At 59.0% G+C, this 23,343-nt stretch carries 26 protein-coding genes; 3 read left to right on the top strand and 23 right to left on the bottom strand.

Annotation, left to right across the window (positions count from 1 at the left end; translation table 11 throughout):
• Positions 1-38: 38 nt before the first annotated feature.
• The 23 genes from IEW09_RS13205 to IEW09_RS13095 form a co-directional block, all read right to left on the bottom strand.
• Entirely contained in the window at positions 39-980 is a 942-nt protein-coding gene (locus IEW09_RS13205; RefSeq protein ID WP_229739306.1) for a sigma-70 family RNA polymerase sigma factor, read from the bottom strand.
• A gap of 26 nt (positions 981-1,006) precedes the next feature.
• Positions 1,007-3,082 (bottom strand): flagellar biosynthesis protein FlhA, encoded by a 2,076-nt coding sequence (flhA, locus tag IEW09_RS13200; protein ID WP_188555245.1) that lies wholly within the window; start codon positions 3,080-3,082, stop codon positions 1,007-1,009.
• Positions 3,083-3,126: 44 nt separating this feature from the next.
• Positions 3,127-4,272, bottom strand: a complete 1,146-nt coding sequence (locus tag IEW09_RS13195) for an EscU/YscU/HrcU family type III secretion system export apparatus switch protein (RefSeq protein WP_188554682.1) — start codon at positions 4,270-4,272, stop codon at positions 3,127-3,129.
• A complete protein-coding gene (locus tag IEW09_RS13190) occupies positions 4,269-5,051 on the bottom strand; it encodes a flagellar biosynthetic protein FliR (RefSeq protein ID WP_188554681.1) in 783 nt (260 codons plus the stop codon). Before IEW09_RS13190 ends, IEW09_RS13195 begins: the two co-directional genes overlap by 4 nt.
• A gap of 7 nt (positions 5,052-5,058) precedes the next feature.
• Positions 5,059-5,328 (bottom strand): flagellar biosynthetic protein FliQ, encoded by a 270-nt coding sequence (locus IEW09_RS13185; protein ID WP_188554680.1) that lies wholly within the window; start codon positions 5,326-5,328, stop codon positions 5,059-5,061.
• A 21-nt stretch (positions 5,329-5,349) separates the two neighbouring features.
• Complete coding sequence (gene fliP, locus IEW09_RS13180; protein ID WP_229739305.1) at positions 5,350-6,234, bottom strand: flagellar type III secretion system pore protein FliP; 885 nt, start codon at positions 6,232-6,234, stop codon at positions 5,350-5,352.
• Complete coding sequence (locus tag IEW09_RS13175; RefSeq protein WP_188554679.1) at positions 6,225-6,566, bottom strand: flagellar biosynthetic protein FliO; 342 nt, start codon at positions 6,564-6,566, stop codon at positions 6,225-6,227. The genes fliP and IEW09_RS13175 overlap by 10 nt, the downstream gene beginning before the upstream one ends.
• A 15-nt stretch (positions 6,567-6,581) precedes the next feature.
• A complete protein-coding gene (locus IEW09_RS13170; protein ID WP_188554678.1) occupies positions 6,582-6,914 on the bottom strand; it encodes a FliM/FliN family flagellar motor C-terminal domain-containing protein in 333 nt (110 codons plus the stop codon).
• Positions 6,915-6,941: 27 nt separating this feature from the next.
• On the bottom strand, positions 6,942-7,511 hold the full coding sequence (locus tag IEW09_RS13165; RefSeq protein WP_188554677.1) for a flagellar basal body-associated FliL family protein: 570 nt from the start codon (positions 7,509-7,511) through the stop codon (positions 6,942-6,944).
• Between the two features lie 160 nt (positions 7,512-7,671).
• Entirely contained in the window at positions 7,672-8,901 is a 1,230-nt protein-coding gene (locus tag IEW09_RS13160; protein ID WP_188554676.1) for a flagellar hook protein FlgE, read from the bottom strand.
• A gap of 53 nt (positions 8,902-8,954) precedes the next feature.
• Entirely contained in the window at positions 8,955-9,299 is a 345-nt protein-coding gene (locus IEW09_RS13155) for a flagellar hook assembly protein FlgD (RefSeq protein WP_229739304.1), read from the bottom strand.
• Between the two features lie 51 nt (positions 9,300-9,350).
• The gene (locus IEW09_RS13150) at positions 9,351-11,081 is read right to left on the bottom strand and encodes a hypothetical protein (RefSeq protein WP_188554674.1); all 1,731 of its coding nucleotides are present in this window, start codon (positions 11,079-11,081) and stop codon (positions 9,351-9,353) included.
• Positions 11,082-11,150: 69 nt separating this feature from the next.
• Complete coding sequence (locus IEW09_RS13145) at positions 11,151-11,633, bottom strand: hypothetical protein (protein WP_188554673.1); 483 nt, start codon at positions 11,631-11,633, stop codon at positions 11,151-11,153.
• A gap of 2 nt (positions 11,634-11,635) precedes the next feature.
• The gene (locus IEW09_RS13140; protein ID WP_229739303.1) at positions 11,636-12,916 is read right to left on the bottom strand and encodes a FliI/YscN family ATPase; all 1,281 of its coding nucleotides are present in this window, start codon (positions 12,914-12,916) and stop codon (positions 11,636-11,638) included.
• A gap of 44 nt (positions 12,917-12,960) precedes the next feature.
• Positions 12,961-13,725, bottom strand: a complete 765-nt coding sequence (locus IEW09_RS13135; protein ID WP_188554671.1) for a FliH/SctL family protein — start codon at positions 13,723-13,725, stop codon at positions 12,961-12,963.
• Positions 13,709-14,797: a flagellar motor switch protein FliG gene (fliG, locus tag IEW09_RS13130; RefSeq protein ID WP_188554670.1), complete on the bottom strand. Its 1,089-nt coding sequence runs from the start codon at positions 14,795-14,797 to the stop codon at positions 13,709-13,711. Before fliG ends, IEW09_RS13135 begins: the two co-directional genes overlap by 17 nt.
• On the bottom strand, positions 14,797-16,593 hold the full coding sequence (gene fliF / locus IEW09_RS13125) for a flagellar basal-body MS-ring/collar protein FliF (protein WP_188554669.1): 1,797 nt from the start codon (positions 16,591-16,593) through the stop codon (positions 14,797-14,799). The genes fliG and fliF overlap by 1 nt, the downstream gene beginning before the upstream one ends.
• Positions 16,594-16,620: 27 nt before the next feature.
• The gene (fliE, locus tag IEW09_RS13120; protein ID WP_229739302.1) at positions 16,621-16,947 is read right to left on the bottom strand and encodes a flagellar hook-basal body complex protein FliE; all 327 of its coding nucleotides are present in this window, start codon (positions 16,945-16,947) and stop codon (positions 16,621-16,623) included.
• 24 nt (positions 16,948-16,971) lie between these two features.
• Positions 16,972-17,505 (bottom strand): flagellar basal body rod protein FlgC, encoded by a 534-nt coding sequence (gene flgC / locus IEW09_RS13115; RefSeq protein WP_188554668.1) that lies wholly within the window; start codon positions 17,503-17,505, stop codon positions 16,972-16,974.
• Positions 17,506-17,508: 3 nt separating this feature from the next.
• A complete protein-coding gene (gene flgB, locus IEW09_RS13110; protein WP_188554667.1) occupies positions 17,509-17,871 on the bottom strand; it encodes a flagellar basal body rod protein FlgB in 363 nt (120 codons plus the stop codon).
• A 99-nt stretch (positions 17,872-17,970) separates the two neighbouring features.
• Positions 17,971-19,290: a sigma-54-dependent transcriptional regulator gene (locus IEW09_RS13105; RefSeq protein WP_229739396.1), complete on the bottom strand. Its 1,320-nt coding sequence runs from the start codon at positions 19,288-19,290 to the stop codon at positions 17,971-17,973.
• 5 nt (positions 19,291-19,295) lie between these two features.
• Positions 19,296-19,511 (bottom strand): hypothetical protein, encoded by a 216-nt coding sequence (locus tag IEW09_RS13100; protein WP_188554666.1) that lies wholly within the window; start codon positions 19,509-19,511, stop codon positions 19,296-19,298.
• 37 nt (positions 19,512-19,548) lie between these two features.
• Positions 19,549-20,292 carry a response regulator transcription factor gene (locus tag IEW09_RS13095; protein ID WP_188554665.1) on the bottom strand — a complete coding sequence of 248 codons (744 nt, stop codon included), beginning with the start codon at positions 20,290-20,292 and terminating at the stop codon, positions 19,549-19,551.
• 213 nt (positions 20,293-20,505) lie between these two features.
• On the opposite strand from IEW09_RS13095, the gene lexA reads away from it, so the two are divergent.
• From lexA to IEW09_RS13080, 3 genes are all read left to right on the top strand, one after another.
• The gene (lexA, locus tag IEW09_RS13090; RefSeq protein ID WP_188554664.1) at positions 20,506-21,111 is read left to right on the top strand and encodes a transcriptional repressor LexA; all 606 of its coding nucleotides are present in this window, start codon (positions 20,506-20,508) and stop codon (positions 21,109-21,111) included.
• Positions 21,112-21,234: 123 nt separating this feature from the next.
• Positions 21,235-22,443, top strand: a complete 1,209-nt coding sequence (locus IEW09_RS13085; RefSeq protein WP_188554663.1) for an efflux RND transporter periplasmic adaptor subunit — start codon at positions 21,235-21,237, stop codon at positions 22,441-22,443.
• Positions 22,444-22,478: 35 nt separating this feature from the next.
• Positions 22,479-23,333 (top strand): DUF4097 family beta strand repeat-containing protein, encoded by an 855-nt coding sequence (locus tag IEW09_RS13080; RefSeq protein WP_188554662.1) that lies wholly within the window; start codon positions 22,479-22,481, stop codon positions 23,331-23,333.
• The last annotated feature ends 10 nt before the right edge of the window (positions 23,334-23,343 follow it).

Raw genomic sequence — 23,343 nt, 5'->3', positions numbered from 1 at the left:
CCTGTATGTTTGGTTACGGTTCCATTCATCAATTGCCGCTAGCACGAAGCGCGCCGCTTCCCATTGGAGATCTTGCCGCCGGGACCGGAGTCCGTCGTGCGAAGGCCCGCCAGAGCAGTTCTCAGCCGCAGCACCGCAGAGGAGTGAATCTGCGAGACCCGCGATTCCACCACTCCAAGCGTCAGCCCGATCTCCTTCATGGTCAGCTCCTCGTAGTAGTAGAGAGTCAGGACCATGCGCTCCTTCTCCGGAAGCTCGTCGATTGCGTCTGCCAGCCGCTGCTTCATCTCGCCCTTCAGACAGCGAAACAACGGATCTTCCTCCGGAGGACCGGGAATATACGACAGCTCCTCATCGCCTGAATCCTCCGACCGTTCGACGTGAAGGCTGCCGATCTCCAACCCCTTCAGATCGCCGAGCAGCTGCTGATACTCTGCCAGGCTCAGTTCCATCTCGCCTGCAATCTCTTGCTCGGAGGGAGCCCTTCCCACCCTCAGCGTTACAGTGCGAATCGCCTCCTCTACCGCCCTGCCCTTTCTTCGCAGCTCTCTCGGGCTCCAGTCCAGCGTTCGCAATGAGTCGAGAATCGCACCGCGAATCCTGAACTGCGCGTAGCTCTTGAACTGCACCTTCTTCTTGTGGTCGAACTTGGAGAAAGCGTCGATCAGGCCAACCACACCGGCGGAGATGAGATCGTCCAGCTCAACATGCTGCGGCAGGCGTTCGTGAATGCGCCGCGCCAGATACCGCACGGTCGGCAGATGTTCCATCAGCATAAGATCACGATCCATTACAGTCTCACTTTCACGCTCTCCCTCCGGCTGGTCCTTCGCCGTGAATGGGATAAAGAACGACGACGTTGCCTCCGGCTGGCCGCACAACAGCTTCGCCCCCGACACGCCATGCAACATCTCTACCGGAACCGCCCTGCCCATATTCATCACTTCCTCCGTATCCTGCTCTTCTTTCCGCGCCTTCATCTCTTCTCACTCGTCATCGATGCACTTCAACCAACTGTTCCCATGCTTCGCACTCGAACCTCGCTGGGTATCTCGATAGGCGCCAGCACTGTCACCTTTGGCAAAAATGGCTCCAGCCAACGCCGCACGTGATAGCGGGCTGGACTTGGGCATAGAAGCACGGGAAGTGCCGAGGTAGAGCCTCCTCCGGTTAGGCGTTTCACAGACTCCACCATGCGGCGCATAAAATCTGCGGGCATGCTGCCTGTTCGTACGCCATCGCCCAGCAGCAGAGCGCTCTTGGCATCGAAGGTGTTCAGCAGATCTGTCTCCAGCGTCGGCTCCAGCATCAGCACTCGTAGACTTCCCTCTCCATCGAGCAATGGATGAACGAGGCTTCGCCCAAGCGACTGGCGCACCGTCTCCACCAGATGCACGACGTTCTTCGACGTCTGCGCTGCTTCAACCAGATATTCAAGGATTGCGCCGATATCGCGAATCGAAACCTGCTCGCGCAATAGCTGCTGCAAGACTCGCTGCACCTCGCCCAGCGTCATCAGCTTTGGAACCAGCTCTTCCACCAGCTTGGGATAGCTTTCATTCAGGCTATCGAGCAGGCGCTTGACCTCCTGGCGTCCCAACAACTCGTGTGCATACCGGCGTATCAACTCTCCAAGATGCGTGCCGATCACCGTCGTCTGATCGACGACCGAATAACCTGCTGCGAGCGCCTGCTCCTCCAACCCAGGTTGAATCCATCGCGCCATGACACCGAATGCCGGCTCTCGCGTCTCCACGCCTGGCAGCACACGCGCCTTCGGATCTGCATTGACCGCAAGCAGGCAGTTCTGCTCCGTCTGCCATCGCGCGATCTCAATACCACGCAGGCTTACGACATACTCGCGCGGCTTCAGACGAAGATTATCTGTGATGTGTATCGGAGGAACAATAAATCCAAGCTCCGTCGCAAGATGCCGTCGCAGGGCCCTTACACGGTTGAGCATCTGGCCACCCTGTTTTTCGTCAACCAAGGGAATGAGCTGAAACCCAATCTCCAACGTGAGCTCATCCATCTTCAACAACGACGCCAGGTTTTCTCCCTTCGCCGCATCGGCAACCTTTGCCTTGTCCTTCCCGCTAACACCCTCCTCCGCACTCTCATCCGCAAGCTCCAATGCGCCTTCTTTTGCCGCAGGCAGCTTGCGCGCGATCAAAGCAACTCCCAGCGCCAACAGAACAAACGACAGCTTTGGCAGGCCAGGAATCAGTGCCAGTGCAAGCAGCACTCCGCAGGCAATCCAGAGCGTATTTTTCCCGCGCAATAACTGCGTTCCAAGCTCTGTATCCAGCGATGCGGCTGAGGACGCACGCGTCAATATGATGCCACCTGCAAGCGACACCAGCAGGCTCGGAATCATTGTGACCAGGCCGTCGCCAACGGTGAGGATCGTGTAAGTCTTGACCGCCGTTCCGAGATCGGCTCCCTGCTGAAAGACGCCAATCAGCAATCCTGCAATGATGTTGATCGCTGTAATCAGGATCGTCGCCATCGAGTCGCGCTGATTGAATCGCGCGGCTCCATCCATCGCGCCATAAAACTCGGCCTCGCGCGCAATCGCCTGCCGTCGCTTCCTCGCGCCCTGCTCGTCGATCAACCCTGCGTTCATGTCCGCGTCGATCGCCATCTGCTTGCCGGGCAGCGCATCCAAAGTAAAACGAGCTGTGACCTCGGCCGTGCGCACCGCGCCATGGCTGACGACGAGAAACTGGATTGCGATCAGGGCAAGAAAAAGTACGAACCCCACAACATAATTTCCGCCAACAACAAACTGCCCGAAGGCCTCAATCACTGAGCCGGCGGCATGCGTTCCCTCATGCCCATGCAGCAGGATCCTTCGACTGGATGCGAGGTTCAGAGACAGCCGGAACATCGTCAACAGCAGAAGCATGGTGGGAAACACGGAGAAATCTACCGCTCGCCGTACCTGTACCGCTGTCAGAAAAACAATCACCGACGCCGTGATGGACGCTGCCAGCAGCAGGTCCAGCACAAAGCTCGGGACCGGAACCAGCATGACGAACACCATGCTGATGGCCGCCACAGGCAGCAGCAGCGGACGCATCTTCGATGCTTCCCAGGTGCCGCTCTTCTTTGTCAACGCTTCGCTCACATTCCACCTCCATAGCCGCGCAACCCGACCAATCCGGGCGCTGCGGGATGCCCTGCAGCCTGCTGTGCCTGCCGCATCTGGCGTTCTCGTCTCATTCGTTCTTCTACTTTTTGCCGATACAGATAGGCCAGGATTCCTGCGACCGCGGCATACAACTCAAAGGGAATCGACTGACCCGGCTCGACCATTCGATAGAGGCTTCGCGCCAACGGAGGATTTTCAATGATCGGAACACCCGCCCATCGAGCCTCTTCGCGAATCTCCGCTGCTAACAGGTCCCGCCCCTTCGCAAGCACAGTCGGCGCCTGCATCGTCTCGAAGCTGAACTCCAGCGCCACGGCATAGTGCGTCGGATTTGTGATGACGACACTCGCACGCGACATGTCAGCTTTGACCTTGCGTTTGCGCATCGCCCTTTGGATCTGCCTCACTCTTCCCTTGGTCTGTGGATTCCCCATCGAGTCCTTCATCTCTTCGCGCAGCTCCTGCTTGCTCATCTTGAGCCGCTCATTCCAGCTCCTCCACTCGATCGCATAGTCCAACGCCGACCACGCAAGCGTTATCCACGCCGCATCCAATGCAAGGCCGTACGCCGTCGAGAATGTCGTCGACAACCTCACCAGGCTGAGCACCGGCATCGGCGTCATCAGCGCCTTCAAAGCGTTCCAGCCGACCACGATCATGGCAGCAGCAGGCACCAGCGATTTCATCACGCGCGTCGCAGACTGCAAGCTGAACAGATGTCCTAGATTCGTTACCGGGTTGAGCTTGTTGAAGCGAAGCTCGATTGCGCTCGGATGTATCTCGATACCGCCGACCTGAGCTACCCCTACCACCAGAGTTCCAATAAAACTTGTCGCCAGCACAAGGCCCACAGGCAACAGAGCAGGCTCAAGCATCTGCCGGATGGCCTCGTTCCAGCTCTGCTCGCCATTGACTTCGCCGACAGCCGCCGAGCGCAGGCTCTCCTCATACACCTTGCCCCAGCCTGACAGGAATCCGTGCGCCGTAATCCCAAGCATGAGAACGCCGCCAAGCATTGCCACCGCAGAGAGAAGCTCGCGACTGCGAACGCTGTCTCCTTTTTCCTTCGCCTTCTTCTTTCGCAGAGGAGTGGCTTGCTCTGTTCCTTTTTCGCTCATACCGTGGCCATCAACCTTCCTGCTGCGTCGAGCAAGGCGATAAAGTGATGCTCAATCCATCCGGGCCACACCGCCAGGCTCCCAATCAGTACGGCATAGGAGACCATCGTCTTCAATGGAATGCTCATCACCATTGCAGGAAGCTGAGGCGACAGCCGCCCCACTAACGAAATCGTCACTTCGACGGCAAGCGAAGCCGCAATGACCGGCGCTGCCAGCTGCAGCCCTGCCAGAAAAACTCCGCCTGCCATCATCGCCAGCGCAGAGCCGGTCTTTGCGGCAATCAACGCCTGACCTACCGGCACCGTGCGAAAGCTTCGCACCACCGCTGCCAGCAAACTTCGATCCAGCCCAGCTCCAATAATCACCAGCACGCCCAGCCAGCTGAGCATCTGTCCCAGAACAGGCGTCTCGATCATCGAGTTGGGGTCCAACAGATTAACGAGCGAGAAGCTGAACTGCATTCCCAGCAGCATGCCGGCAAACACCAGTGCCTCATTCAGCAGCATCAGCGAAAGGCCAAACACCAACCCTACGCCCAGCTCGCCCAGGATGGAGCACGCATCGAGCGTAATCCGTAGATTCGGAATTGCAGCCACCGCAGGCGTCAACAATACCGTCATTGCAATTACGAGTCCCGCCTTAATGCGCGGAGCAATCGCCGACGACGAGAACAGTGGAGCGAACATTACTAATCCGCTGAGCCGGATCATTACCAGCACTCCCGCCGTCAGGTATTGCGGCCAACTCTCAATCAGTGTGCTCGTCTCAGGAGTCATGGCGTCTCTATCCCAGGTACCGATGAAAGTCTGTGAACAGACGCACCGTGAAACTCACCATGCGATGCACCATCCACGGCAGCGTCGCCATAGTCACAAGAAACACAGTCACTAATCTCGGGACGACAGTCAGCGTCTGCTCCTGTACGCTGGTCAGCGTCTGCAACAGGCTGACCACAAGACTCACCATGCAAGCCGCCAGCAACAACGGCGCGCTCAACATCATGGCCTCTACAAGCACCTTTCTCATCATCTCTACGGTCTGGTCAGGTCCCATCGATGCCTCTCGCTCAATTGCTCAAAAGCTCTTAATCAACTGATGGGCCAGCAGATTCCATCCATCGACCATCACAAAGAGCAGAATTTTTAATGGTGTTGAGATCACTACAGGCGGCAACTGCATCATGCCGACAGACGTCGTGATACTAGCGACTACCAGGTCCACAAGCAGGAAAGGCAGGAACAGCACTGCGCCTATCTGAAAGCCTGCCTTTAGCTCGCTGAGAATATAGGCCGGTACCACAACCTGAATAGGAAGATCGGCCCGCGACTGCGGCCGCGCTCCAATCCCCGCCGCGGCAAAGACCTCGAGATCTTTCTCGCGTGCGTACTTCAACATGTATTCCTTGACGGGCGCAAGGCCACGGCTCATCGCCTCTGTGCCGGAGATCGTTCCCTGCTGGTAGGGAACGATGGCAACCTGCTCCACCTTCTGCAGGACCGGTTGCATCAGAAACCAAGTCATCATCAATGCCAGTCCCATCAGGATCTGGTTTGATGGAGCAGTCTGCGTTCCCAATGCCTGCCGCAGAAAGTGAAAGACAACCAGCAGACGCACCATCGGCGTAATCGACAGGAGCAACGCCGGCAACAACGTCAAAAAAGTCAGACCTAAAACAATCGACCAGGGCACGCTTCTGTTCGCTTCAATCGCCTTCGCGATCGTGTCGTTACTGCTTTTGACCTCTGGCCTGTTGCTAACCTCGGTGCTCGCCGGAGCAGCACTACTTTTGTGAGCAGCCTTTACCGGCTTTGGCGCATGATTTACCCAGAAGGACTCCGAAGCAACAAAGGCTCCCGCCATTGGGACGCTATTGATTCGTTGCGCGTTCAGCGCTGGCGACAACGTGTTCAACATCGCCAGCAGCAAACACAGTCGATATGCTCCACGGGCTAAAGGCATACATGGTCCGCCTTCTTCGCCGCGACACCTCGTGAGGATTCGCTGTTGACCCTCACAATCGTCTCAACGCCCTCGATGCTGCCCCCCACGAGAAAGAGCTCTCCTGCACAACTGACCAGCATCAGGTTTCGTTTGCCACCCAGCGATAGCGTCTCCACCAGGTGCATCTGCTTTATGGCGGCGCGACTCCCATCCGTCCTTCGCAGGCGGCGAAGCAGCCATCCGGCAAGGCCCCCGGGATCGGAGGTGGTCTTTATTCGGCTCTCCGGCTCGACCTCTCGCAGACGATGCATCTTCACTTCGCCTTCAACCACTTCATTGCTTGCTCTCATCGATCTCATCTGCGGCTAAACCAACCTCGTCAATCTCAACGCAATCTTCTGCTCGACTACCTCAAACTCGGTCCACCCCAACTGGACGTCGCCCACTCGCAAAGGAATATCTTCGGTATCTGAAAATGTGCTCTCGAACACCTGCCCTTCAGCGAGCCGCAAGAGATCCTGCACCTTAAACCGAAGCAGGGGTACTTCAACTGCCATCGTCAGGTCCAGCCGCGACAGCTTCGGCCATGCGGGGTGCTCTTCGATCTTTGACATCCATGGAACCGCCGGATTCGCCATCGAGCCAATGTCATTCTTTGTCGTAGCCGTGCTGTGGTCCGTTATCTCCGCTTGCTCCATCGCTCTCTTCGCCTTTCGAATTTGCCGTTATCGTTGCACCAGAAAATCGGTGAAGAGTATCTTCTTCACCTTCAGGCTAGGAGTCTGTTGGTTCAAAGCCTTCAACAGCTCGGCCTTCAATTGTTCTTTTCCATCGGCTGCTAATAGACCGTTTGCCGTCTGTTGACCAAGCACGGTCAGCGCAGTATCGCGAGCCGTCGCTATAACGTCGTCGCCACTCTTGTTGCTCGCTGCCTTGGGCTCCTTCGCCGCGCCGGCATCTTCCACCTGCAGCGTGATCGACAGCCTCACATAAGTGCTCTCGCCTTCGTCTGCAAGATTTACGAGAAGCGGATCGAGCGCCACAAGATGCGTAGCGACCTCTGCGGGCGTCACGCTCTTTGAGATCGCCCCTTTTCGCAGCGATAGCCTCCCCGAGTGCGCAAGATAATAAAAAATCCCGCCGAACCCCAACGATGCAATAACTGCTCCGACCAGCATTGCGATCAGTAAAGAGGCAACAGGAGCCTTAGCCGATCCAGGCACAGGAGAAGTAGCGGCCGACAAATTAGGAGCAACATCCGTAAGCGGAGTAGAAGTAGCCATGATGCTCGACATAGTGCAAGCCGATCACCACTTCACGCAGAGAAACATTAGCTGTTCTTTAGAGAGATGCCACCATTGTTTCCATAACGGCACAGCCCCGTCAAAACAGATATGGGCACGAATCGACTAGACGATTCCGTGCCCATATTCGCTGTACGCCTTCGGCAGAGGGTTATCTGATCATGGAAAGCGTGTCCTGCGTTACGGTGTCAAAGGTAGTGACCGTCTTTGAGTTCGCTTCAAAGGCTCGCTGTGCGACGATCAGGTCCGCAAATTCGGAAGAGATGTCCACATTCGAAAGCTCAAGCGCGCTGTCAGTAATTGTGCCGCGAGAGCCCGTCCCTGCAACTCCGATATTGGCTTGTCCCGAAGACGCCGTGGTCATGTAGTTGTTATTTCCGGTAACGGTCAACCCTTGATCATTCGCCACCGTAGCGACTGCGACCTGACCGACGATCTGCTTTTGGCCGTTGCTATAAGTGGCCGTAATCACTCCACTCGAGTCAACGCCAAATCCGTTGTATACCCCGCTTGTAAATCCATCCTGAGCGCTGGCGCTGCCCGCGGAGGCCGCCGTCGTCTGAGAGACGGTCGGATTACCGCTCGAATCATCGAGGTTCCAGTTGAAGCTCAGATCGCTTGCTCCATTCGGCAGCCCGGGAAACTTGATGCCGGATAACGTACCCGTCGGCGAAACCAGGTTGCCGCTGGAATCGAAGGTCAGTGTTCCCGTAGTGTTTGCCGCTGTTCCGGTGTAGTCCCCAGCAGGCAGCGACACATTGTAGCTCCAGGTATTCGCCGCAGTTTTGGTAAACGATATGGTGAGCTGGTGGGTCTGACCGAGAGAATCGTACACCTGCACCGGCGTAGAAAAAGTTGTGCCGGTCGTTGCACCGGCATTCAGATTCGCCGTCAGCGAAAAGTTCTGCGTTGCCTTTGCCGACTCAGTGGACCCGGTCGGCAGCGTTAGCGGAGCAAGCGAGCTGCTGCCGCTGATGACTCCATTGACAGCGTTGTACCCCATCACACTTTCACCATCTGTTGTAATGAGATGTCCGTTTGAGTCCAATTGAAAGTCTCCGGCGCGAGTCAGCGACTGTATCCCGTTCTGCTGCACGACAAAAAAGCCGTCGCCGCTCAAAGCCATATCGTTGGTGTCGCCGGTCGGATTGAGGCTGCCCTGAAGATAGCTGGTCGATGTGCTGGCAACCTTTGTACCAACGCCGACCTGGATGGCATCGTTCGCTCCGTTCTCGCCAATCTGCTGATAAAACAGGTCCTCAAAGTTCGTTGTCTGTTTCTTGAATGCCGTTGTGTTGAGATTCGCCAGATTGTTTCCAATCGTATTGAGCGCCACCGAATCCGCGCTCAAACCACTGAGTGCTGTTGAAAATGATCCCATTCCTCTTCTCCTCTTTCGCTTGGTCAAACTTCGGTTGTGGTTAGGCTTTGCGTCTAGCTACCGGTAGCGGGGGTCGATGTTGTCGCCGGTGTCAGATCCTGGTTGATCGAGATCAGCTGTTGCAGGCTGTTTACGCCTACCAGTTGCTGAATATAAGCATTGGGATCGGTTGGCTGCGTGGGGTCCTGGTTCTTCAGCTCGGTCACCAGAAGCGTCAGAAAATCACTCGCCGTAATCGTCGCTCCATCCGTGGCTGAACTACTGGTGTTATTCGTGCTACCGGTGCTGCCTGAACTACTTCCGGTTGCCGGTGCATCTTTCGCTGTAGCTCGCGGCGCCAGTGCAGAAGCTACCGTACTGGCTGCCGCTGCATCTGCAGCCAAATTTGTGCCTGACACATTCATCCCTGCTCTCCTTGGTTAAACTTTTATTTGCTTCGCTTCATAACTTCACGCTCTTACACTCAACCAACTTCCTCCTCCCGCATAAAACCCGGAAGGGAGCGCCTCATCTCCTCCAACATCGCCAGGGCCGTTGTAAAGCATATTTGCTCTGGCATGACTCGACGATGTATCCGCCGGGTGCTGACGACCATCTCCCTGCGTATTGCCTTGAGGCGACTGTCCTTGTCCGCTGCCGGCACCGGCAAAGGAGTTCATCGGACCTGCGCCACCTGCAAGCACCGGTTGAACGACAACGGTATTCACCGTGACATGTTCGTTCTGCAGAAAGGCAGTCAACGATGGCAGCTCGCGATGCAGCATCTCCTGACCAGCAGGCGAAGAGGTCGACAGAGATGTGTTGACTGCTCCTCCATCCGCTATCTCGGCCCGAATCTTAAGCCATCCGCGAGTTCCGTCGGCAACGCCAACCTCAAGCGATGTAGGAGTAGCCGCCAATGTCTTATGCGCTGTGTCAGCCGGCATTGGAGCATCGATAACATTCGTACCGCCCTGCGATGTCTCAACCGCATGCGAGATCGCCTCTGTCATATGCGGGTTTGCAGCGGCATCATGGATCGGAGCTTTGCCAGCAACATTTCCGCCTACAGGACCAGATATTGCCGGTACGGCGTGTAGCTGCCCTGCATCCGCAATCAACGCCGCCATAGTTTGCGTCTTACCCTTGTCACTCTCTGGATCGCCTGTGAGAGATGGTCCCGTCTTCAGAGCATCTACCTCTGGCTTTGCCGAAGAAGCATCCCCTGCTGCGACCGAAGTTGCCATTGGACCAGAGCTCTTCGTCTTGTCCTCATCGGGCTTCTTCGCACTGGCAGCTTTGCTGTCCTTGCCAGTCGCAGCGACTGTATTCCCAACATTTTTTTCGGAGGCCGCAGGAACGACAACGGAGAACGCATCCATCTCTGCAGCAGCTTCCGATCCAGGTTGTTGTCCACCTGTCGAACCCACTGGCGCAACGGCGCAAACTGTAGCCTGGGCCACGCCGCCGACCGTGGTAACTCCCACTCCAGCCTTCTCTTCCGTCTTTCCTTCCGGCTTATGAGATTTATCTGTCTTCGTTGGAGCATCATGCTCTTCAGAGATCTTCTTCGGCGAGCTCGCCTGCTGGCTCTTGTCCGCAATCGGCATCACGCTCTCTGCCGCGGTTAGCTTGCCATCGCCGACCGTCGCAACTGGCGTTGTCGCAGCGGAGATCTCTGCATCAAGCTCTTCGCTTCCATCGGTGCCGTCCGTCGTCTTTGCCTCAGCGACTGCATCCGCGACCTTCGCGCCTTTATTGGCTTCGACTCCAGAAGGAACCGGCGAAGGCTGATCTAACATCTCTGGCGGAACCATCGTGCCCGTCACACTGCTTTGAGACGCTCTTCCAGGCACACTCGAACTCGCCTTACTTCCATGAGCCACAGTCGTCTTCCCAACTCCTGTCTGCCCCGGCAACTTCCCGGGTATAAGAACGCCTTGCGCTTTCGTTGCGACGTTCGCACCTGAATCTTTAATGACTGAAACCATCGAGGCAGTCTTGCCGACAGTAGCTCTCTCGCCTTCGGCCGCTGTCATGCCCTTCATTGGATCGGCAACATGCGGTGGCTCGCCTGCAAGGGCAGCTTCTTCACCAAAGCTCACAGCGAACAGCGTATCCACGCTGCCCTTTCGCTCCGAGGAGACAGTGCCGATGCTCGTCGTATCCGTGCCAAGTGATGTCGAAGTTACTGCTGCCATCAGCATGTCTCTTCCTCTTCCGTCGCAAAGACAAGTGCACTTCGTCTGCCAAAGAAGGGATTTGAGAGATTAGGAAGAACTTATCTCAATCGAAGCCCGCAGTTCCTCACGCATGTCGGTCCATCGTCGCCGAGCGAGAAACCGGTCGTCGAGCGTTGTCTGCGTCTTGCGACCTTCCTCTACCTCCATCTGCGCTGCCGTGTTGCCGACGACATACTTCATCTGCTCGCTCTGCAGGCGGGTCGCGATATACTGCTTTCGCGCTTCGTCTTTCAGCATCTCTCGCTCCCGCCGAATCTCCCAGAGACGTTCCTGCCGCCACTCCGCGATCTGCCGCTGCGTCCGTGCTGCGGCCAGTCCAAGAGCGTCCCCTGCGATCAAAGCATCGCGACCGTGGAAATTAGAAAGCCGCGCGCGCTCTTCTTCCATATCAATCGCCTGTTCCGTCTCTTGAACCGCCGCGATGGCCCGCTGCAGGTCCATCGAAGAGATCTCTTCGATGCCTCCATACAACGACATCAGCCGCTTCAACGCTGCCAGCCTCGCATGCATGGTTACAGCTCCATCGCATGCAGCCGCGCTACCGTCTCTTCGATCGTCACCCGCTCGTGGCTACCCTGCTCAAGAAACTGGCGCAGCCCAGGCATCGCCCGCATCGCACGGTCCAACTCTTCATCGTTCCCCGCTTTATAAGCTCCGATGCGGATGAGGTCCTCCGAACGCGCATGTGCCGCAAGCAAACGACGCGCAAGCGAAGCCTGAGATCGATGCTCCGGCGTCGTCACCGCAGGCATCAATCTGCTGAGCGAATCCAGAACATTCACCGGCGGATACCACCCTGCGGAGGCCATCGCCCTCGACAAGACCAGATGACCATCCAAAAGCGATCGCACCGAGTCAACCACCGGGTCCTGTTGATCGTCGCCCTCCATCAATACGGTGTAGAACGCCGTAATGCTTCCATTCTGAAAGTTCCCTGCACGCTCTACCAGCTTTGCGAGCCGCGCAAAGACAGACGGCGTGTATCCCTTGCTCGCGGGAGGTTCCCCGGCAGCCAATCCAATCTCTCGTGCCGCCATCGCATAACGTGTCAGCGAATCGAGCACCAGCAACACATGCTTGCCCCGCGCTGCGTAGTACTCGGCAACTGCCGTAGCTGCCATCGCTGCTCGCATTCGCATCAACGGACTTTGGTCCGAAGTGGATACCAGCACCACCGAACGCCGTCGCCCCTCTTCGCCAAGCGAGTCCTCTACAAACTCACGCACCTCGCGCCCGCGCTCGCCGACCAGGCCCACTACCGTAAGATCAGCGGCCGTATTGCGCGTCATCATTCCAATCAGCGTGCTCTTGCCCACTCCCGATCCGCCAAAGATGCCGATCCTCTGGCCGCGTCCCACGGTCAACATTCCATCGACCACCCGCAACCCCGTCTGTAGCGATTCTTTAATCGGCTCTCTCTCCATCGGGTGCGGCACCGCACCGTCCAGCGGCCACATCTCCGTCGATCGCGGCACCGACATCCCATCAAGCGGAGCGCCCAACGCATTCAGAATGCGCCCTTCCATCTCTTCGCCAACCGCAATTCCCGGAGTCGCCCCCATCGCCATCAGCGAATCGCCGTACCGAATCCCTCGAGGCGCCTCGAGCGGCATCGCCAGCACATGCCGTCCGCGAAATCCGATCACCTCGGCACGATGCCGATTGCCTTCTCCATCCAGAATCTCGCAACACTCCCCCACCGAGCACAGCGGCCCATCCGCCTCGATCGTCTGCTCGTTGGCCTCTACAACGCGGCCACTCCATTGCAGCGGCGAACGGTTCGATAGCTGCATAAAATATGAAGCGAGTATTCGGTGCTCCGTCTGCTCTTTCAGCATCAGGCGGGCCTCTGTCGCAAAAGATCGAAGAAGCCTTTTTCAATCTCCTCCAACTGCGCTTTCACGCCCAGCTCCACTCTGCCAACCAATGTCTCAAGCGTGCACTCGCCCGCGTCCAGACGCTCATCTCCCACCAGCTCCACCCTCGACCTCGTCTCCATCGCAAGGGCGCTCTTCCATCTCTCCAGCTCTGCCGCAGGAACGCGCAACTCCATCGTGCTGTCGTCGGCGATCTTGTCCACGACAACCCTTACTGCCGCCGTGAGCAGCAAAGGATCGAGGTTCGCCTCGCGATGCAGGATGCGCGCCGCAATCGCCAGAGAGAGCTTTACCACCTCGGCCTCTACATCGAGGAAGTATCGCTTGCGCTCCCTGGCAAACTCTTCGCAGGCCCGCGCCACTCTGGCCCGTTCCATCACGATCCTCTCGTTCAGCTCAGCGTCCCACTCCTGTCGCGATTCCATCTTCGCCTCTGCCCGCGCTCTTTCAAGCTGAACGTCGAACTCCTGTTGCTGCAACTTCAACTGCTGCCTGATCTCTTCCACCTGCTCCTGTGTGTAGACCTCTGCCGCATTTAAAACCTGTACCGGCTCCAGCTCCTGCGCTAAGCTCGCTCCCGATTCACTCACTGCATAAAACTCAAGCCGCGAGACATCATTGCTTCTGTAAGAACCGCTCCTTATCCTCTCCGGCATGCCCGGCAAAGGACTGCTTGCTTCCCCGTTGTAAATGCCCTTAATGTGCGGGTTAGATAGCGAGGTCATCATCGACCTCCATCTTCAGGATCATGCGGCCTTCACTCTCAAGCTGCCTTGCCAAGGCCAGCAGCTCCTGCTGCGCGTGGTTGACCTCCTTCAGGCGCACAGGCCCCATCACCTCCATGTCTTCCTTCAGCATCTCGATGGCACGCGAGCTCATCGCCTTGAACAGGTGCGATTTGACGTTGTCCCGCGCGCCCTTGAGCGCCAGCGCCAACACCTTCTTGTCCGCCGCCGCAACAAACTCGCGAATACTCTCCGGCGGCACCGTCACCAGGTCTTCAAAGGTAAACATCAGGTTTCTGATGCCGATGGCAAGCTGCGGCTCATCGTGCTCGATCTCTTCAAGAATCCCTTTGCTCTCGAGCTGGTCCAGCCGGTTCAACAGCTCCGCCACTGCCTTAAAGCCTGAATAGGATTTTCTTCCCGACGAACCGGCTCCCTCCATTCGCTTGTGCAATACCAGGGCAACCGTCTGCGCCATCTCCGGAGAAAACTGTCGCATCTCCGCCAGCCTGCGCACGACCTCAACCCGTATCTGCCCATGCAGACTCATCAGCACCGCCGACCCGCGCTTTGCATCCAGATGCGCCAGCACCAGCGCAATCGTCTGCGGGTGCTCGGTCTCGAGAAACTTCGAAAGATGTTGCGGGTCCATCTTCTGCAACATCGCCATATCGCCGTTCGTGCGCTCGCGAATCTTCTTCACCTGCGCCAGAAGATCTTCAGCCTTGCTCAAGCCGAAGGCCTCCGTCAACAGCTTGAGCGCATACTCCGGGCCGCCGCGCACCATGTACTGCTGCGTCTCCAGCAGGCCATAGAACTCCGTCATCACCTGCGTCAGTTGCTGCGCGGGAATCTCTCCCAGGCGCGTAATCTCCTCCGTCACGCGTCGAACGTCAGCCTCCGACAAGCTCAGAAAAAGAGTCTTGGCCAACTCATCGCCAAGCGCCACCATCAAAATCGCGGCCTTGCGCAGCCCCGGAATCTCTGCCGGTGCAAACCCTGCCTCAGCCGGCAACAACAGCGGATTATGCCGCACGCTCTCTGCCTCACGCACCTGTATCGCTGCGCCCATCACTCACCATCCTCCGTCGATCCGATCCATGCCTCGAGCAGCCGCGTACTCTGCGCCGGCTCACGGCGAATGTGTTCGGAGACGTGCTCAAAGATCCCCTGTTGCTGCCGCTGTGCCTTACTCTTGACGGGCAGTGGAAGCGGCACCGGCTCCTCCGGCCCCCACTCCGGCTCGCCCGGCAGCATTCGCTCCTGCTGGCCGTCTAAGGCCGTCGGAGTATTCGCCCCTGCCGTGAGCAGCAAAGGCTCACGCAGCGTAGCCGCGACCTGTCTTCCTACCGGGCGCAGCACAAACAGCACCAGCAGCACACCGCAGATGCCTATCACCACAGACCGCATCATCCCCGGCTGCGAGGCTGCAAGCGTACGCGCTCCCTCCATCACGCTGTCGATCATCGGCGGCTTCATCTCCGGCGAGTTGCTGCTGAAGCTGATGTTCTCCATCACCACCTGGTCGCCTCGTCGGGCATCGTATCCAACCGCCGCCTGTGCCAACTGCTCCAGCCGACGCATCTCGTCCGCGCTGCGCGGCTTCCAAACCGTGCGCTCCGACTTTCCTGTGCCCTCTACCATCGACCTGTCGTTCACCAGCACAGCCGCCGTCACTCTTCGTATCCGCCCCGGCCCTTCTTCCGAGTGCAGCAGATGTTTCGTCACGCCATAGGTCCCGTTCTCTTCCTGTATGCTCTGATCGCGCCCATTGCCCTGCTGCGGATACACCGGCAGCGCCTGCTTCTGCAACAGCGGCGGTGTTCCCGGAGCAGCCGCAGCCTGCGACCCCGCCACAGAGCCCGCAGGAGCGCCGGCCGGAGAGTTGCTCGCCGTCCCCGGAACCCCCGACGCCTTCTCCGTCGGCAGCGCCGAGACCTCTTCCTTCTTCTGCATACTCAACGTTGCCGTCTGCGTTGGATCGTAGACCTCGTCCGTCCGCTCCTCGCTGCCCTCGTCGTAGCTCACATTCACCGTTGCGCGAACGTTGTCGCGACCGGCAAGCGGCTCCAGCATCGCAACCAGCTTTGCCTCCATCTCCTGCTCGGCCTCGTCCTTGCTGGCATCGCCCGACTTCGGTTTCAGATTCGCTCTTCCATCTGCATCCACCAGCGTCACCTGATCGGGACTAAGGTTCTCCACTGCTCCAGCCACCAGGCTGCGAATCGCATCCGCCTGCTCCGGATCGACCGTCGGCCGCCGCAGCTTCAAAACCACCGAGGCCTTCGCCGCCTTGTCCTCCGACGCAAACAAGCTCTGCTGGGGCAGCACCAGATGCACGCGGGCCGACCGTACCACATCGAGCGTCTCGATCGTGTGCTCCAGCTCGCCTTCAAGCGCACGCTGATAGTTCACACGCTCATCGAACTCGCTCCCCACCCAGTTCGGCTTGTCGAAGAGCTCAAACCCCAGCCGCCCCGACTGCGGCATCCCCTTCGCCGCAACCTCCATCCGCGCCTTGTCCAACACGTCCGCAGGCACCTCGATGCCCGTGCCGTCCGGCGTCATCTGAAAAGAGATTCCCGCGGCCGCAAGCTCCTGCGACACCTGCTGCGTGTCCTTGCCGTCGAGCCCGTTGAACAGCACGCGCCAATCCGGACGCTGCGCATACCACATGATTCCGATACAGGCCGCAGCCAGAAATGCAGCCGACGCAATCAGCCACGTCCGCTTGCCCACCGGCATCGCCATCAGCCGCTGCTGCATGGCCGACGCTACTGCCGCCGCCCTGTTCACCACCCCATCGCCGGAAGCCTCGGCAGCGCGCTGCCCGGTCTTCTCCAGCCCTGCCCGCTCGATCTCAGCCATCTCGCCTCAGCACTGCTTCCATTTCGTTTAGAACTGCATGCCCATCATCTGCTGGTACGCCGCTACCGCCTTGTTCCGCACCTGCAAGGTCAGCTCAAAGGCCATGTCGGCCTTCTGCGTCGCAATCATCGCGTCGTGGATCTCTACACCCTGTCCGGTCAGCAATCCCGTCACCGCCTCGTTCGCCTTCTTGTCGAGCGCGCTGGCCTGTTGCACCATCGACTGAAACATCCCCGCAAAAGGAACGGCAGCACTGTTGAACCCGGTATTCGTCGCCGCATCCAGAAAGCCGTTCGATCCCGCGGCAGCCTGTGCGCTGCTCATCACGCTTGCCATTGTTCCAGCGTCAATCATTGCTCTAAGCCTCTCTCGTCTTCGCTACTTCAAGATGTCCAGGGACGATCCAACCATGTTCTTCTCCGCCTGAACCGCGGAGGCATTCATTCCATACGACCGCGTCGCTCCCATCAGGTCCGTCATCTCCGTCACAGGATTGATGTCCGGATAGGCCACAAACCCATCCGGCCCCGCATCGGGATGCTGCGGATCGTATCGACGCAGCGGAGCGCTCTGATCTGCAATCACGCCCGTCACCGCGACTCCTCCCGGCGCTCCATTCGAAGCCGTCACATCGCTCGAAAGATCGCTCGTCAACCTGCTGCCGAACCCGGTGTCGAAACCACCCAGCCCATCGCTCATGTCCTCATTCGTCGAGTTCATCTGGCTCATCAGCGAGCTTTGAAAACTCCCGCTCCCCTCGGCTTCAAACACAACGTGATGCCGCTGATAAGGGCCGCCCTCCGGCGTCCGCGTCGTCTCCGCGTTCGCCATATTCGAGGCGACCACCTCGGCCCGCACCCGCTCGGCCTTCAACGCCGACGAACTTACATCCATCACGCCAAACAGGTTCATCGCTTACTTCGCCTCCGCGTGAATCGCGTCCATCACGTTGGTAAACTGCTGCTTCAACAGCTCCACTCCCATACGAAACTGCAACTGCGACTTCGCCATCTGCATGCCTTCGCGGTCCATCGAGACATTGTTCCCGTCAGGCCGCGCAACCAGGCCATCGACCTGCTCGATCTCCGCACCGGCACCAAAGTCCGCATTCGCACTGCCATTCATCTCCTGCATAAACTGTTGTTCGAAGTTGAAGCCCTCAGTCTTATAGCCCGGCGTATCGACGTTGGCCATGTTGCTCGCAGTCAACTTCATCTGCTCGCTCGTCAGGTCCAGATATCGGTTCAGCGCATCGCCCAGCGGCGTCATTACGTCCATGCTCGTCACCTCCACACGATTACCTATGCACTCCTGCTTCCAAACAAAAGCGCCCTCGGATGAGAGCGCTCTTATCTATCGGCAGATCGGCGTCTTCCTTCAGTCCTGCTCACGCGCCGTCCGCCGATAGCGAATCTCTTCGGCGCCAATCTCCATCCGGTCGCCCGATAAGATCGCTCCACGCTCCAGCACATGCATCAGCTCGCGAACATTTCCCGGCCAATGATGCAGGTGCAACTTCGCACTGGCCTCCGCGCTCAATCGCTTGCGCGGCAGCTTCTGCCCCATCTTTTCCAGAAAATGTTCAGCCAGCAGATCCAGGTCTTCCATCCTCTCGCGCAGCGCAGGCACTTCAATCGGAAACACGGCAAGCCGATGATAGAGGTCCAGCCGAAACGTCCGCTCCTCCGACCGCTGCTGCAACGGCTGATGCGTCGCCGCAATCACGCGCACGTCCACGCGGACCACATCGTTGTCGCCCACCCGCTGCAGCTCGCCGCACTCCAGAAAGCGCAGCATCTTCGCCTGCAACGCCAGCGGCATCTCCCCAATCTCATCGAGAAATAACGTGCCGCCATGAGCCGCTTCGATTCTTCCCGTCCGCGACTGCACTGCTCCGGTAAATGCTCCGCGAGCGTGGCCAAACAGCTCCGCCTCGAGCAGCGCCTCCGGAATCGCCGCGCAGTTCAACACCGTAAACGGCTTCGACGCCCGCTCGCTCAGCCGATGCAGCGCCTGCGCCACAACCTCCTTGCCCGATCCCGTCTCTCCCTCGATCAACACCGTCGTCGAGCGCGGAGCCACCAGCCGAATCAGCCGCGCCAGCTCCCGCATCGGCGCGCTCGCACCGACCAGCTCGGGCAGCATCACCTCATCCGGCAAAGCATGGCTCGCCGCGCTCTCCGCGTGCGTGCTCTCCTCGCGCCCCAGCAGAACCGACAACGCTCGCCGCGCCGCCTCCTGATCGAAGCTCTTCACCACCGAGGGTGCTCTGCCCGTATTGCGAGGCAATGTGATCGGTGCCGCCTTCCACGCCGCCGTGTCGTTCAGCGGAGCCTCCTGTGCCTCGCGCAGCGCATGGAGCAGCTCATTCCTTCTCGGGCTGCGCGCCCCTCCATCCACGCCGCCATCCACCCGCAGCATCTCCATCGATGGATACATCGTTCGCACCTGCCCGGCGAACTCGCCCACCTCAAGGTCAGGCAGCCAGCTATCCACCAGCAGCGCCTCCGGACGCGAGGCCTCCAACTGCGCCATCGCCTCCGCGCCGCCCGTCGCCTCGCGCACCTGCCAGCGCAGCCCCGTCAACGACCGCCGCAGCCTCTGCCGCAGTCCCGCATCCGCGCTTGCCAGCACGACCGTGCGCGCCGCCACTTCCACAATGTCCATCCCCGCCAGCGTCTCCTGCCCTGCGCCCATCCGATTCACCTCGTCCTCTCCTGCCCGTCTCGATCTTTCTGTAGCTCGTGCTGCAACATCTCACGCATCAGGCTCACCGCCAGATTCACCCGCGTACACTCCACTAGAGCTTCGGCGATCGCCGTCCGCATCGCGTCCTGTCCGCCGATCAGCTCGCCCATCGCCAGCCTGCATTGCAGCACCGTCAGCGGCTGACACAGCCCGTGCAGCGCATCGTCCATTCTTGCGACAAGCTCCGCGTCCGATGGTTGCGTCCCACTACGCACTGGCAAACATCGCACGTCGCGGAATATCGCAGACCCGTTGCGGCATCTTCCTGATGCTGCCCATCTGGTAGCCCTCGCCGCGCACCGTCTCAATCACGGGATAGCTCGCGTCAACGTCCTCATCGCTTACCGTCAACTTCTTTCTCAGGTAGTTGATGTACACGTCCACGACATTCGTGCCCACATCCGGCGACATGTGCCAGACCTCCTGCAGCAGCTCGGTACGGCTGCAACACCGCCCTCGCCGCAGCATCAGAAACTCCAGCAGGTTGAACTCCTTCACCGTCAGCTCCACGGCCACGCCGCTACGCGAGACCCTGCGGTCCATGCGGTTCAGCTCGACGTCGCCATGACGCAGCACCGGATCGGCAAACTGCTCGCGCCGCCGCAACAGCGCCCGGCATCGTGCCGTCAGCTCATGAAAGCTGAACGGCTTCAACAGGCAGTCGTCCGCTCCCAGGTTCAGGCACTTCACCCGCTCTTCCACCTGGCTCCGTCCCGTCAATACCAACACGGCCATCTCGTCGAAACGGCCCTGCATCTCTGCCAGGACCTCCGTCCCATCTTTTCGAGGCAGACTGAGATCCAACACCATCAGATCGGGCCGATGCTCTTCGGCATAGGCGAGAGCCGCCTCTCCATCCCCGACCCACTGCACCTCATGGCCCTCCAACTTCATACCCTTCTGCAGAAACGATCCCAAGGCGGCGTCATCTTCAACAATCAATACCTGCATTTTTTGTCTCCATCTCCGTTGTGGTCACAAATTCCAACGGCGTGTAACCACCTTGGTTGATCCCGGGCGAGGAGACAAGATGAATGTGAATCTTTTTGCATACCCCCATTTCAAAATGGGAATTATGCCCCACTATCGGTACCTGGAAAAATTAAGAATCAATAAAGTAAAGTTAGCTATTGCAATTCGCCTTTTATTCGCTACAATCTCCGCATGGCTATCACGCGGCGGCAAAAAGAGGTCCTCGACTTTCTCTCCGGCTTCACGCAAAAGAATGGTTACTCTCCGTCCTACGAGGAGATCGCCAGTGGTCTCGGCCTCAGTTCTCTTGCCACCGTGCATAAGCACGTCACCAACCTGCAGAACAAAGGGCTGCTCCAGCGCGCCCATAACCGCAGCCGTTCCATCGATGTCCTTCCGGCCCGATCGGCGAAGAAGGGCTCCGAGCGTCTTCCCCTGCTCGGCCGCATCGCCGCCGGCCAGCCCGTAGAAGCCATCGAAACCGCCGAAAGTATCTCGTTGAACGACATCATCGGCAACCGCGAGGTCTTCGCCCTCGAGGTTCGCGGCGACTCCATGCGCGACGAGCACATCGTCTCCGGCGACTACGTCCTGGTCGAGCGCACCCGCACCGCTCGCGAAGGCGAGATCATCGTCGCCCTGGTCGACGGCTCCGACGCTACCCTCAAGCGCTTCTATCGCGAGGGCAGCATGATCCGCCTCCAGCCCTCCAACGCCGAGATGGCCCCCATCTACGCCCCCGCCGCCAACGTCAGCATCCAGGGCAAAGTCCTTGGCGTTCTACGCAAATATGCCTGAGCCTGGCCTTCCAAAAATTCATCAGCGATATTTACACCCATAACGGAACCAACCAGCAATATTCTGCGTAAACTGCTCCGAGACGGCTCAATCGTTCATCTCAACCGGCATCGGAGCGACCACGTGGCAACAGCGCGCAAGAATAAACGCAAACTCTGGATCTGGGGCGGCATCGCTGTTCTGCTCATCGCAGTCATTGCCGGCATCACCATCGCTGCCACCGGCAGCAGCACCAAGATCGATCCTTCGCAGCTTGCCAAGGTCGAGCGGGGAGACATCGCCCGCTCCGTCGTCGCCACCGGTAAGGTCCAGCCCATCACCAAGGTCGAGGTCAAATCCAAGGCCAGCGGCATCGTCACCAAGCTCTTCGTCGACATCAACGCCCACGTTCATCAGGGCCAGCTCCTCGCCCAGCTCGACCAGATCGAGATCCTCGCGCAGGTGGCCGCACAAAAGGCCCAGCTTGCCGCCGCGGAATCGAACGCACGCGCCGCCTCTGCCTCCATCGAATACGACAAGGTCAACGCCGAGGCGCCCGACCTGCCCATGTACAAGCACACCTACGAGCGCGCCCTCCAGATGTCCAAAGATGGCGTCGTCTCCAAGCAGGCCCTCGACGACGCCGAGCAGAAATATCTCTTCGCCGCCAACACCCGCGACAAAGCCGTCGCCCAGATCACCGTCGACAACGCCAAACTCAAGCAGGCGCAGTCGCAGGTCTCCGAGGCCCAGGCCTCTCTCCGCCAGCTTGAAGAGCAGTTCAGCTACACCACCATCACCTCGCCCATGGACGGCACCGTCCTCTCCCGCGACGTCGAAGTCGGCGACGCCGTCAGCTCCATCCTCGTCCTCGGCTCCACCGCCACGCTCGTCATGACCATCGGCGACACCACCCAGGTCTACGTCCAGGGCAAGGTCGACGAGTCCGACATCGGCAAGGTCTACCTCGGCCAGCCCGCCCGCATCAAGGTCGAATCCTTCAAGGACAAGACCTTCTACGGCAAGGTCACCAAGATCGCTCCCCTCGGCGTCGAAAAAGATAACGTCACCACCTTCGAGGTCCGCGTCTCCATCGACAACCCCGGCGGCGAACTCAAAGCCAACATGACCGCCAACGCCGAGATCATCCTCGACGAGCACAAAAACGTCCTTACCATCCCCGAACAGGCAGTCATCTACGACAAGGACCGCAACGCCTCCGTCGAAGTCCCGGACCCCAAACAAAAGAACGGTCGCCGCAAAGTCGCCATCAAGGCTGGCATCTCGAACGGCACCAAAACCGAGCTTCTCGCTGGACTCAACAGCGGAGACACCGTCATTCTTCAGCAATAGCTAGGCCTCTAATTCTTCGCGTTCAAGGAGCATCTATGAAAGCCCGTGTTCTCGCCACAGCCGTTCTCGCTCTCGCCACCACAGCCGCCCTCGCCGCTGGCGGCAAAGACTTCACCCGCACCCTCAACGTCAGCAACGAACCCACCGTCTCCATCTCTACCGGCTCCGGCTACATTCATCTTCGTCCCGGCTCCGACAATCAGATACATATCATCGGTCACGTTCACCCCAGCAATTCATGGTTCAACAACGACAGCGAATCCCGCGTCCAGCAGATCGTTAACAACCCGCCCATCACACAGGACGGCAACAACATCAGCATCGGCGAGACCCACTCCAACGACCTCTACCGCAACATCGGCATCGACTACGACGTCACTCTCCCCCGTGCTTCTACCATCCACGCTGGCAGCGGCTCCGGCGACGTCGACATTCAGGACGTCGGCTCGTCTATCAAAGCCAGCTCCGGCTCAGGCAACGTCCGCGCCGAAGGCATCCATGGCCCCGCCGACCTCCAGACCGGCTCCGGCAACATCTTTCTTCACCAGGCTGCAAGCGGCGACGTCCGCGCCCAGACCGGCTCCGGCTCCATTCAGCTTGAGGGGCTCTCGGGAGCGCTCAAGGCAGGCACCGGCTCAGGAAACATCGAAGCCGCCGGCCAACCCACCTCCGACTGGAAGCTCGATACCGGCTCCGGCTCCATCCATCTCACTCTAGGCTCCTCCGCTCGCTTCAACCTCAACGCGAGCACCGGCTCAGGCTCCGTACGCACAGCGCAAGCCATCGCAATGCAAGGCGAGATCAACAAACACCACGTCAACGGCACGGTCAACGGAGGCGGCCCAACCATCCGCGCCAACACCGGCTCAGGCGACATCAGCATTAACTAACCGCAGCTTT

Source organism: Edaphobacter dinghuensis (assembly GCF_014640335.1).
Classification (GTDB): Bacteria; Acidobacteriota; Terriglobia; order Terriglobales; family Acidobacteriaceae; genus Edaphobacter; species Edaphobacter dinghuensis.
This window is presented reverse-complemented; position numbering and strand designations above follow the sequence as displayed.

Bases quoted from the DNA above. Each gene is read 5' to 3' on its own strand.
- IEW09_RS13135 (WP_188554671.1), bottom strand. From the start codon at position 13,725: ATGACCTCGCTATCTAACCCGCACATTAAGGGCATTTACAACGGGGAA.
- IEW09_RS13160 (WP_188554676.1), bottom strand. From the start codon at position 8,901: ATGGGATCATTTTCAACAGCACTCAGTGGTTTGAGCGCGGATTCGGTG.
- IEW09_RS13165 (WP_188554677.1), bottom strand. From the start codon at position 7,511: ATGTCGAGCATCATGGCTACTTCTACTCCGCTTACGGATGTTGCTCCT.
- lexA (WP_188554664.1), top strand. From the start codon at position 20,506: ATGGCTATCACGCGGCGGCAAAAAGAGGTCCTCGACTTTCTCTCCGGC.
- IEW09_RS13145 (WP_188554673.1), bottom strand. From the start codon at position 11,633: ATGCATGCGAGGCTGGCAGCGTTGAAGCGGCTGATGTCGTTGTATGGA.
- IEW09_RS13140 (WP_229739303.1), bottom strand. From the start codon at position 12,916: ATGCAGCTATCGAACCGTTCGCCGCTGCAATGGAGTGGCCGCGTTGTA.
- fliG (WP_188554670.1), bottom strand. From the start codon at position 14,797: ATGGGCGCAGCGATACAGGTGCGTGAGGCAGAGAGCGTGCGGCATAAT.
- IEW09_RS13095 (WP_188554665.1), bottom strand. From the start codon at position 20,292: ATGCAGGTATTGATTGTTGAAGATGACGCCGCCTTGGGATCGTTTCTG.
- IEW09_RS13100 (WP_188554666.1), bottom strand. From the start codon at position 19,511: ATGGACGATGCGCTGCACGGGCTGTGTCAGCCGCTGACGGTGCTGCAA.
- fliP (WP_229739305.1), bottom strand. From the start codon at position 6,234: ATGCCTTTAGCCCGTGGAGCATATCGACTGTGTTTGCTGCTGGCGATG.
- IEW09_RS13150 (WP_188554674.1), bottom strand. From the start codon at position 11,081: ATGGCAGCAGTAACTTCGACATCACTTGGCACGGATACGACGAGCATC.
- IEW09_RS13205 (WP_229739306.1), bottom strand. From the start codon at position 980: ATGAAGGCGCGGAAAGAAGAGCAGGATACGGAGGAAGTGATGAATATG.
- flgC (WP_188554668.1), bottom strand. From the start codon at position 17,505: ATGAACCTGTTTGGCGTGATGGATGTAAGTTCGTCGGCGTTGAAGGCC.
- IEW09_RS13170 (WP_188554678.1), bottom strand. From the start codon at position 6,914: ATGGAGCAAGCGGAGATAACGGACCACAGCACGGCTACGACAAAGAAT.
- IEW09_RS13185 (WP_188554680.1), bottom strand. From the start codon at position 5,328: ATGGGACCTGACCAGACCGTAGAGATGATGAGAAAGGTGCTTGTAGAG.
- flgB (WP_188554667.1), bottom strand. From the start codon at position 17,871: ATGGACGTAATGACGCCGCTGGGCGATGCGCTGAACCGATATCTGGAC.
- fliE (WP_229739302.1), bottom strand. From the start codon at position 16,947: ATGATTGACGCTGGAACAATGGCAAGCGTGATGAGCAGCGCACAGGCT.
- IEW09_RS13105 (WP_229739396.1), bottom strand. From the start codon at position 19,290: ATGGGCGCAGGGCAGGAGACGCTGGCGGGGATGGACATTGTGGAAGTG.
- IEW09_RS13080 (WP_188554662.1), top strand. From the start codon at position 22,479: ATGAAAGCCCGTGTTCTCGCCACAGCCGTTCTCGCTCTCGCCACCACA.
- IEW09_RS13195 (WP_188554682.1), bottom strand. From the start codon at position 4,272: ATGAGCGAAAAAGGAACAGAGCAAGCCACTCCTCTGCGAAAGAAGAAG.
- flhA (WP_188555245.1), bottom strand. From the start codon at position 3,082: ATGCGTCCGCTGCTGCTGCCTGTGGCGGCCATCAGCATGGTGTTCGTC.
- fliF (WP_188554669.1), bottom strand. From the start codon at position 16,593: ATGGCTGAGATCGAGCGGGCAGGGCTGGAGAAGACCGGGCAGCGCGCT.
- IEW09_RS13175 (WP_188554679.1), bottom strand. From the start codon at position 6,566: ATGAGAGCAAGCAATGAAGTGGTTGAAGGCGAAGTGAAGATGCATCGT.
- IEW09_RS13190 (WP_188554681.1), bottom strand. From the start codon at position 5,051: ATGACTCCTGAGACGAGCACACTGATTGAGAGTTGGCCGCAATACCTG.